The sequence below is a fragment of the Paenibacillus sp. J31R109 genome (genome assembly GCF_059692055.1).
Genome location: NZ_JCAUAR010000036.1, coordinates 17,828 through 27,539, shown reverse-complemented (window position 1 = coordinate 27,539; position 9,712 = coordinate 17,828). Strand labels below are relative to the sequence as shown.

At 45.8% G+C, this 9,712-nt stretch carries 6 protein-coding genes and 1 riboswitch; of the genes, 4 read left to right on the top strand and 2 right to left on the bottom strand.

What is annotated here, in order from left to right:
- Positions 1 to 300: 300 nt before the first annotated feature.
- Together AC58QT_RS35375 and AC58QT_RS35370 are read right to left on the bottom strand one after the other, a co-directional pair.
- A complete protein-coding gene (locus tag AC58QT_RS35375; protein WP_497413039.1) occupies positions 301 to 1,704 on the bottom strand; it encodes an NCS2 family permease in 1,404 nt (467 codons plus the stop codon).
- A gap of 231 nt (positions 1,705 to 1,935) precedes the next feature.
- Positions 1,936 to 2,036: riboswitch (purine riboswitch) on the bottom strand.
- Positions 2,037 to 2,205: 169 nt separating this feature from the next.
- Positions 2,206 to 3,939, bottom strand: coding sequence for an ABC transporter ATP-binding protein (locus tag AC58QT_RS35370; protein ID WP_497413038.1), 1,734 nt, complete (start codon positions 3,937 to 3,939; stop codon positions 2,206 to 2,208).
- A gap of 227 nt (positions 3,940 to 4,166) precedes the next feature.
- Between AC58QT_RS35370 and AC58QT_RS35365 the strand changes: the two genes are divergently transcribed.
- From AC58QT_RS35365 to AC58QT_RS35350, 4 genes are all read left to right on the top strand, one after another.
- Complete coding sequence (locus tag AC58QT_RS35365) at positions 4,167 to 5,609, top strand: ABC transporter permease (protein WP_497413037.1); 1,443 nt, start codon at positions 4,167 to 4,169, stop codon at positions 5,607 to 5,609.
- A 12-nt stretch (positions 5,610 to 5,621) separates the two neighbouring features.
- Positions 5,622 to 7,130, top strand: a complete 1,509-nt coding sequence (locus tag AC58QT_RS35360) for an ABC transporter permease (protein WP_497413036.1) — start codon at positions 5,622 to 5,624, stop codon at positions 7,128 to 7,130.
- A 120-nt stretch (positions 7,131 to 7,250) separates the two neighbouring features.
- A complete protein-coding gene (locus AC58QT_RS35355) occupies positions 7,251 to 9,083 on the top strand; it encodes an ABC transporter substrate-binding protein (protein WP_497413035.1) in 1,833 nt (610 codons plus the stop codon).
- A 101-nt stretch (positions 9,084 to 9,184) separates the two neighbouring features.
- Positions 9,185 to 9,643 carry a hypothetical protein gene (locus AC58QT_RS35350; RefSeq protein WP_497413034.1) on the top strand — a complete coding sequence of 153 codons (459 nt, stop codon included), beginning with the start codon at positions 9,185 to 9,187 and terminating at the stop codon, positions 9,641 to 9,643.
- Positions 9,644 to 9,712: the final 69 nt, after the last annotated feature.

The window sequence follows — 9,712 nt, the reverse complement described above, 5'->3', positions numbered from 1 at the left end:
TCTTTTATAGTCGATTACTCGACTGTGCTTACTCACTCGTTGTTCAGTTTTCAAAGATCAATTTCTTTCGTTCACTGCCGTGTTACCGAAGCAGCGAGAAGTAATATACCACATCAGCTTATTCGAATGCAAGAACTTTTTTCAGAATTTTTCTTTCGTTCATTCGTTCTTTCGTTCGACCGCCGAAGCGACAAGGAGTAATATAACAAATCCTCCAAGGGAATGCAAGTTTTTATCTCATGGTAAAAAACGACAATTAAAAAGGCCCTGGCGCATGATGCACCAGAGCCTTACCTTCTTTTAACCTTGGCTTCCAATAAAGACGTATCGAGCAATAATTAGTACAGCTAGTACCCACATTAACCAGTGGACACTGTATTTTTTCTCACTTTTGCCACTCGCATTAGCTGCTGCAGCAAGAACTACATAAGTAACGATACCGAAGGAAATCCCGTTTGCAATGTTGTATGTGAAAGGCATTAATACAATTGTCAGGAACGCTGGGATCGCGATAACGAAGTCTTGGAAGTCGATCTCTTTAATGGATTGAACCATTAGAACACCTACCACAATCAATGCAGCCGCAGTTGCAGAACCCGGGATTAGCATAACAATTGGTGCTAAGAACAGGGCAAGCAAGAAACACACACCTGTAGATACTGCTGTTAAACCTGTGCGACCACCCTCGGCTACACCTGCTGAGCTCTCTACAAACGCTGTTACTGTACTCGTTCCAACTAATGCACCACCGCTGACGCCAATTGCATCAACGAACATCGCTTTACCTACGCGTTTGGTACCCTCTTCTTTATTCTTCATAATACCAGCACGATTCGCTGTTCCTACCATTGTACCGAATGTATCGAATAGCTCAACGAACGTGAAAGTAACGATAACAGAAACGATTCCTGTTGTCATAATGCCTGCGAAATCAAAATCTGCGAAACGCAGCTTTGACATATCCGGTACCCATGTTGTATCACTGCTAGTTAATGTAGCTAAATCAACCATACCCATGAAATAGCCGACTACAGTCGTTCCTAGAATCCCGAATAAAATCGCGCCACGCACACGCATTACCAGCAAAATAGAAATCAACAAAATTCCGACGAGTGTTAAAATAACACCTTTATTTTCTAATGAACCCATATGGAAAATAGTTTCAAAAGAAAGAACATCCGTAAATTGATGTGCTTTAATATCCGTACCTGATTCAACGGCTACAGTAAGGATACCGCTGTTTTTAAAGCCGATCATCGCGATAAACAAACCAATTCCCACTGTAATCGCATGCTTCAAACTATCTGGGATAGCGACTAGAAGCATTTGACGCATTTTCGTAATCGTAAGGATGATGAAGATAATCCCCGAAATAAACACGGCTGTGAGAGCCATCGAAAACGTAAATTTACCTTGTGATGTCAAGATAATCGTCGCGAAGTACGCATTCAAACCCATTCCCGGAGCTAAAGCTACAGGGAAATTAACGAAAAGCCCCATCGCAATCGTCATGACGCCTGCCGCGATAGCTGTTGCTAAAAACACAGAGGTCCAGTCTCCACCAGTTGCTCCTGTTTTAAAAGCACTCAGGATATCTGGATTTACTGCTAGGATGTAAGCCATGGTCATGAACGTCGTGATCCCCGCCATGATTTCTGTTCTTACGGTGGTGCCATTTTGTTTCAACTTAAAAAACCGATCCAAATCCATCTTCCTACTCCTCCTAATGAATGGTGGGGAACCACAGATAAACGCCTTTATCATCCCTCTAGGACGAACGCGTTTAGCAAGGTTGTGTGAAGCAACGTGTCCCTATATGCTTTCCGGCCAACAGCAAAAAACCCGGAATCGTGGTGTCTGATTCCGGGTACGAAAAAGGAGCCGTCCATATGAGGGCTGCCTTCAAAAAGTGAAGTTACAGAAAAAACTCATAGGGATACCGTTCCTTTTTTTCGTAGCCAGATCATTTGCGGTGATCTCGTAGAAACTCCCAGGCCAATCCCCGAGATTATACGAAAAACTGTTATCCAATTTCATATTCTATTGAAGAATTGGGCAAGTGTCAATAAAAAAAGACGAACGTTTATAGGGTAAATTATAACAAATCGTTCGTCTTTTTATTCATCCCATGCTCCCTCGTAAAAAGCAAAAAAAGAAGCGTGTCTCTTCTGTATGAAGAGACACGCTTCTCATCGTATGTTTATGTTAGTCTGCTACAGCCAGCCAATGCCCAGGTTGCACTTCAACAAATCGCGAACGGTCCAACCCGTACGGATCTTGAATGGACGGATCGAGGAGCGGCACGAACTTCTTGCGAGACTCTATCGCTGGATTGGGTACAGGAATGGCCGCAAGCAGTGACTTGGTATACGCATGCAACGGATTCGCATACAACTCTTCGCTCTCCGCTAGCTCTACGATTTTGCCCTTATACATTACCGCCACACGATCACTGATATGTTTGACCATCGAGAGGTCGTGCGCGATAAATAGGTATGTCAACCCTAACCTCTGCTGCAGCTCCTCCAGAAGTTTAACGATCTGTGCCTGAATAGATACGTCCAGCGCCGATAAAGGCTCATCGCAAACGATAAATTCCGGCTCTACTGCCAATGTTCGTGCGATGCCGATTCGCTGCCGCTGTCCGCCAGAGAACTCATGCGGGTAACGCATAGCATGAGCTGCGCTAAGTCCAACCATCTCTAGCAATTCCTCGATCCTATGCTGACGCTCAGACTTGCTTTTCGTCATCCGATGAAGGTCAAGTGCCTCCCCAATGATGTCGGCAACGCGCATACGTGGATTCAATGAAGCATACGGATCCTGGAAGATCATCTGCATATAGCGTCGCATCGTCTTCATCTCACCGCGGGATAATCGGTTAAGTGAGATCCCCTTGTAGAGCACTTCTCCACCCGTTGCCTCGTTTAAGCGTAAAATCGTTCGGCCTGTGGTGGATTTACCACTCCCTGATTCTCCAACAACACCAAGTGTCTCCCCCGCACGGATATCAAAGCTGATATCATTGACGGCTTTGATGATCTGACCCTTACCTAAGTTGAAATGTTGTTTCAGTGATCTAACCTGAAGCAAGGGACGCTCATCTGCTGAACGACTCACAGCGGAGACCAGCTTAGGTTTCTTTTTCTCATCAAGCCTAGGCAGTGAATTCAGCAGTCGTATCGTGTAAGGATGCTTCGGTGCAGAAAAAATTTCTTCTGTCGTGCCCGTCTCCACAACCTCGCCATCCTTCATAACCACGACCCGATCACACATACCTGCCACGACACCTAGATCATGGGTAATCAAAATAATAGACGTGCCAAGCTTCCGCTGAATTTCTTTCATCTGATTCAAAATTTGCGCCTGAATGGTGACATCAAGCGATGTGGTCGGCTCGTCCGCAATAAGCAGCGACGGCCGGCAAGCAAGCGCGATTGCAATCATTACCCGTTGACGCATACCACCGGAAAACTCATGGGGATACTGATAGTAGCGTGTTTCTGGGAAAGGGATTCCAACTAGCTTCAGCATCTCGATGGCTTCCTGCTGTGCTTCCTGTTTCCCTAATCCCCGATGCTTGATTAGGCTCTCTTCAATCTGCCGACCAATGCGCATCGTCGGGTTAAGTGAGGACATCGGATCTTGAAAGATCATCCCGATATCGCGACCGCGAATATGTTCCATCTCCAGATCTGACTTATCAGCTAGGTTCTGGCCTTGAAAGAGGACCTGTCCTCCCTTCACCATCGAAGGCGGGGACGGCAATAACCGCATGATCGTACGTGCAGTAACACTTTTCCCGCTGCCGGATTCTCCTACGATGCCCAGCGTCTCTCCTTCGCAAACGGAGAAGCTTACATTTCGAACCGCTTCAACCTCCTTATCGCGAGCGTAAAAAGAAACTGACAATTGCTTCACTTCTAAAATGGATGTCATATAATCACCTTTGAGTTGGGATAAACTTGAAAAGAAAGTTTCTATCATGCGTAAATACATGTTAAAATATAAGTTAATTATATCGCAACGATAAATAAATTATATAATTCAAATAAAATAAACAATTTTTCGACTTTCATTGACATTTTTCGTTACCACTCTTAAAATCTACTATATCGATCGGAATAATGCAATATAAAAACTGACCGACAAAGGAGCACACGAACTTGACCGGGCACACTGCAGCTACAGAATCCCTACTCGTCGATCGACTCGGGAACCTCTTTTTCAAAATGCTATTGCATCCTACTTACCGTTTTTTGCTACTGCTTGTGGGAGCTCCCTTGCACCTAATCGTCTATTCTGTCTATCTGTACAGTAAGAAGCATAGTATGCACAAGGTTGCGCTGGACAAGCTAGAACAGCAATGGACGTCCTCCGGCTATCGAGATCGACTTTTCGAAGAGACGAAGGAACAACTTGAACGCAAGCACCAATTCTTTGGTCAATCCGTTACACTTGAGAAGCTGGAACGTGAAGCTAATCAGATTACGGCGATCAAATTCAAGGAAGCGCTACTGAGTCAACTTGAAGCGGCGCAAGAGGGAAACACTAAGTCGAAGATCACCTATGCGGATACGTTCACCCAGTTGATCCGAAACCCTGCGTTTCTTGCTTTATCCATAATACCTGGCGTTCTCATGTATGCACTGATGTTCGTCTATAGCAACGCCTATCTCAAATATATTATGGAGCGGCTCGTGATGACCGTTTTCGTCATATTCGGCGTCGCCTTTCTCGTCTTTACGATTCTATATCTGTCCCCTATGAATCCAGCGGCTAACATTATTGGAGAAACCGCTACAGCAGAGCAGATTGCTTCGTTCAATAAGCTATACGGATTGGATCAACCTTATCTAGTTCAACTGTGGGACACGTTTCGAGGGATTATCACCTTCGATTTAGGCAAATCTTTCGCAGGCAACGAAGTTGTCACAACCTCCATTGCTGCGAAATTTCCTGTAACGCTTACGCTCACTGTTATCTCTACGATAATAGCGGTATTGATCGCACTGCCGATTGGGTTGATCTCGGCCACAAGGCCAAATTCTTTTGTGGACTACACGTTCATGTTAATTGCACTGATCGGCTTGTCGATCCCTAACTTCTGGCAAGGTTTGGTTCTTATCTTGAATTTCTCAATCAAACTGCACTGGCTGCCTGCTACCTATAACCCGCAGAACGCCTTAACGATGATTATGCCAATCATTGTCTTAGGGACAGGACTGACAGCGGCAGTCGCTCGGATGACACGTTCTTCCACATTGGAGGTCATCCACGAGGATTACATTATTACGGCCCGGGCGAAGGGACTCTCTCGCAGACAAGTCTTGTGGAAGCACGCCGTGGGCAATGCGCTAATCCCGATTATCACAGTCATCGGACTACAGTTCGGTGGGATGCTGGGTGGGGCTGCTGTTACGGAGAAAGTTTTTAATATCAACGGAATTGGGAGTTACATCGTGGACAAACAGTTTATCCCCGATATTCCCGCCATTATGGGCGGTGTCGTCTATACCGCTATCACCATCTCTATCGTAAATGTCATCATCGACATTCTATACGCTTTTTTTGATCCAAGAATCCGTTCCAAAATGAAACAATACTAGCAGGTGACCAACGTGACGAAACCGATACTTAGTAAACAGGACATTCACTTCAGATTACAGACCTGCTCCGAATACGGACAGGCCAGCTTTGCCGGAATCGCCACCTTAAGCTTGGCGTTGGTTCTGTTGATTAACAGCTTCGAAGGTGCACATTTGGCTACGAATTCAGTCGTTTTCGCTGCCTTTGTCTCCTACTTGGTCTTCGCTCTGCTCCAATTGGGGACAATGGCCTTGATTCGCAGAGATCTGCTCCAGTATGGGGAGATACGTCGCACCACGCGTTGGCTAGGTTACGTACTGCTAATTAGCTTGCTGACCGCGAATATTTTCATCGCAACAGCAGCCTTTCAGCTCATTAAGCGTAAGAGTAGTGCCATTTACACGCTCTCAGTCTACGCACTGCTGACAACCGTGTTCGTGTTCGCCGTTTCGGCGTTAAACGTCTTTAAGCCCTATGTATCCAATTTATTCGTACCTGGCATGGCTCTCATTTTATTCGCTGGCGTCATACAAATACTTGGCTTACTTCTGATCTCCCGCTATGCAGATCAACAACTTCTGCCCAAATGGTTCTGGATCGTCGCCGTCCTGGTGCTTGCAACCTCGCTAACGGGCAATCTCTTCGCTCTTGCACTTGGTATCTTATTGATAACCAAGCTTCAGAACAAGGAAGGCTCGTCGGGAACCAAATTAAACGAGGTTGTCGAACGGCTATCCCGCAGTACGACTTCGATGCTTGGCCTGTGGTTCATCGGATTCTTGATAGCCATTTCATTGTGCAGCTACTTAACGTTCGACTATGGGCTAGCTATCGATAATAACTACTCAGCTATCCTGCAATCACCAAGCCTTACTTATCCCCTTGGTACGGATAACTTTGGCCGATGTCTATTCTCTCGCATTGTATTTGGTGCACGTATCTCACTCTTCGTGGGTATTCTCTCCACATTGATCCCTGTAATCATCGGGGGGACATTGGGAGCGATATCCGGCTACTACGGACGCAATACAGACAATCTCATCATGCGAGCGCTCGACATCCTTTATGCGATTCCTGGCATTCTATTGGCGATTGCGATCATCGCGGCATTCGGCGCCAACACGGTTAATCTTATTATTGCGCTTAGTATTGGGGCGATCCCAACCTATGCACGAACTATGAGAGCCAACGTGTTGCTCGTCTCTACGCTGGAATATGTGCAGGCAGCGCGAGCTTTCGGTGCAGGCGATCTAATCATCCTACTTAGGCATATCGTACCCAACTCGATAGCGCCGATGATTGTCAAATCTACGTTGACCGTAGGCGGGGCTATCATCTCGACAAGCAGCTTAAGTTACCTCGGACTCGGCGTTGAGCCGCATATTCCGGAGTGGGGCAATATTTTGAAGGTAGGAAGCTCCTATCTCGAAACTCACTCTTATACAGCCATCTATCCTGGCTTAGCCATTATTGCGCTAGTGCTGTCTTTTAACTTCCTTGGCGACGGTCTTCGCGATGCGCTTGATCCCAAGCTCGACTAAACAAGCTATTCATCTAGGAATATTCATTCTTACTCCATGACTTCATCGTTACGATTTAACTTGAAGGATTATGGAATGAATGTGCGTTCATATACTTAAATTTACTAGGAGGGTCAAACTATGATTAAGAAAAGCAAGGTCGTCATCCCCGTTATCCTCGGTGTCTCTATGATGCTTAGCGGATGCAATTTCACAACTAAAGACGAAGCCGCTGCAACACCAACACCATCCGCAGGTGCAACAGCAGCCGCTAATACTACGCCTGTAGATATCGAATTACTCGGTATGAGCGCTAACGAAACGGACCTTAACATCGTTCGCGACCAACTTACAAAGAACGGCTTCAACGTTAAGCTGAACATACAGCCTGATTACGGTACGTTCAAAGCCCAACAGGATGCAGGTAACTTCGACGCTGCCCTATCCAGCTGGACTACAGTAACTGGGAACCCTGACTATGCGGTACGTTCCCTATTTAAAACTGGCGGCGACTACAGCATCATGTCCGATCCAGAAATCGACAAACTAATTGATCAAGCAGCAGCTCAGACGCCAGAGCAGTATACAGAGACTTACAAAAAATTCGAGCAGCAACTCGTTCTAGACAAAGCGTACATCGCACCACTCTACAACTCACTTAAAGCACAAGCGTTCAATCAAGATGTATTGAAAAAAGAGTCTGTACGACTTTCGAAGTCACGCTCCCTCCCATGGGAAGAACTTGATTTCAAAGATGCCGCTAAACGCGCGAAAGATCCGATTATTCTGCAATCCACACTTCCTTCTTTGACATCACTCGATCCGATCAAAGGTAACGACGGTTCGATTAACATCATTAACACAAACATGTATGTACGCCTACTTAACTTGACGGACGACGACAAGCTAACGGCTGAGGGTTCACTCTCACACAACTTTGCAATTGCTGAAGGGAATTCAGACTACTATTTCGTACTGCGTGACGATATTAACTTTGCACAAATTAAGAACAAGCTAGCAGCTGATTCTGGCGAACGCGTAGGCGCAGAAGATGTTATCTTCTCGTTGAATCGTGCTAAAAACAAAAATTCAGTACCGAATCACCGCACATTCACATTGCATGAACATATTAAAAACGTTGAGCTTGTGACTGACCCTGCAGTACTAGATTCCATTAAAATTTCCGGCAGCTCCGACACGATCAAAGCAGGCTTGGAAAAAGGGCTAGGCTCCAAAATCTCTTCCTTGGTATCTGACAAAACGAAAGCGAGCAACAAAGAAGGTAAATATCAAGTTGTCAAATTGACAACGACTGAGCCGTTCCCACAAGTATTGAACTATTTAGCTCATCAATCGGCTGGTATCGTCTCCAAGAAACAAGTCGAAAGCATCAACACGTATGATGTAGCCAAATATGATGTAAACAAAGACATCGCCTACGGCGACCAAGCAGGGGTTACCGAAGGTGCGAAATACAACAATACGCTGGCAACAAGCGGTCCTTATATCCTGTCGTACAAGAATGATTATGAAGCTGTCTTCTACAAAAACCCTGGATATATGAAGGGTACAAAGTATGAGCCAAAAGTAGATTCTATCAAAATTCGTTTCATCAAAGATGCTGAAGCTTCCCTATCCGCACTAAGAAGTGGTGAGATTCACCTGTACTACGGTGTGTCCGAGACTAAGTACGATGTTGTTAAAGCCGATACTAAGCTTTTGCTGCAAACAATGCCTAGTAACGCTGTGTCGTACCTTCTGTTCAACACCAAGAACCGTGATATTGCCAAAAGTGCTGACTTGAGAAAAGCTGTGCTGCACTCCATTAATCAAGACGAATTCCTTGCTTACTACAAAAACAATAAGTTCAAAGCGATCTCGACATTAAGCCCGCTTGTCAAAACAGGCTTAGAAGTCAAAGCAGATCCAGCTAAAGTGAAGGATTTCCTAAGCAAATATAAAGCGAGCAAGTAAGATTCACCGCTGAACATGCTAAAGACTGCCTCATCGTCGATATGACGATTGGGCAGTCTCTTTCATAACAACGCCATGCGCATAGATAGGAGCGAACCAATATGCCAACTTCCGAATCAAGTTTAGTTAAATTATCGCAATGGGATGCTCTCATCCTAGAATCACTCAAGAACCAAGGATGGTCCACAGACGAGCTACTTCAACGGGTTCGCACTAGTCACCAGCTTCCGGTAGACGATAGCAAATTCCAATTTGACTATGCGCGCTTAACTGAGCTCGAGAGCAGCGATCCGGGTGCGTTCGAACAAGCTGTACGGCACGGCTACCAAATTAAATACAACACACTCCGCGGCATTGCCAGCTGGATACTTGTCGTGTTTGGACAGGAACCTGAGCTGCAGCTCGAGGCGGGTCAAGAGTCAGTCGTTGCGAGTCTTTCGTCAGAAGAGTATAGCCGTCTAACGGCTGTGCTTTCATACGGGTGGGTAGTACGCGGCGAACAATCATCTTCACCTGAGGCGAGATCGACATTCGTCATAGAGCCTCTCGTTCGCGGCTGAAGCCATCATCCTTCCGCGCTAGGTCGCTGTGCTTTACGTCAGTGGACTCAACTACGTACAGATATGCAT

Bases quoted from the DNA above. Each gene is read 5' to 3' on its own strand.
- AC58QT_RS35355 (WP_497413035.1), top strand. From the start codon at position 7,251: ATGATTAAGAAAAGCAAGGTCGTCATCCCCGTTATCCTCGGTGTCTCT.
- AC58QT_RS35350 (WP_497413034.1), top strand. From the start codon at position 9,185: ATGCCAACTTCCGAATCAAGTTTAGTTAAATTATCGCAATGGGATGCT.
- AC58QT_RS35370 (WP_497413038.1), bottom strand. From the start codon at position 3,939: ATGACATCCATTTTAGAAGTGAAGCAATTGTCAGTTTCTTTTTACGCT.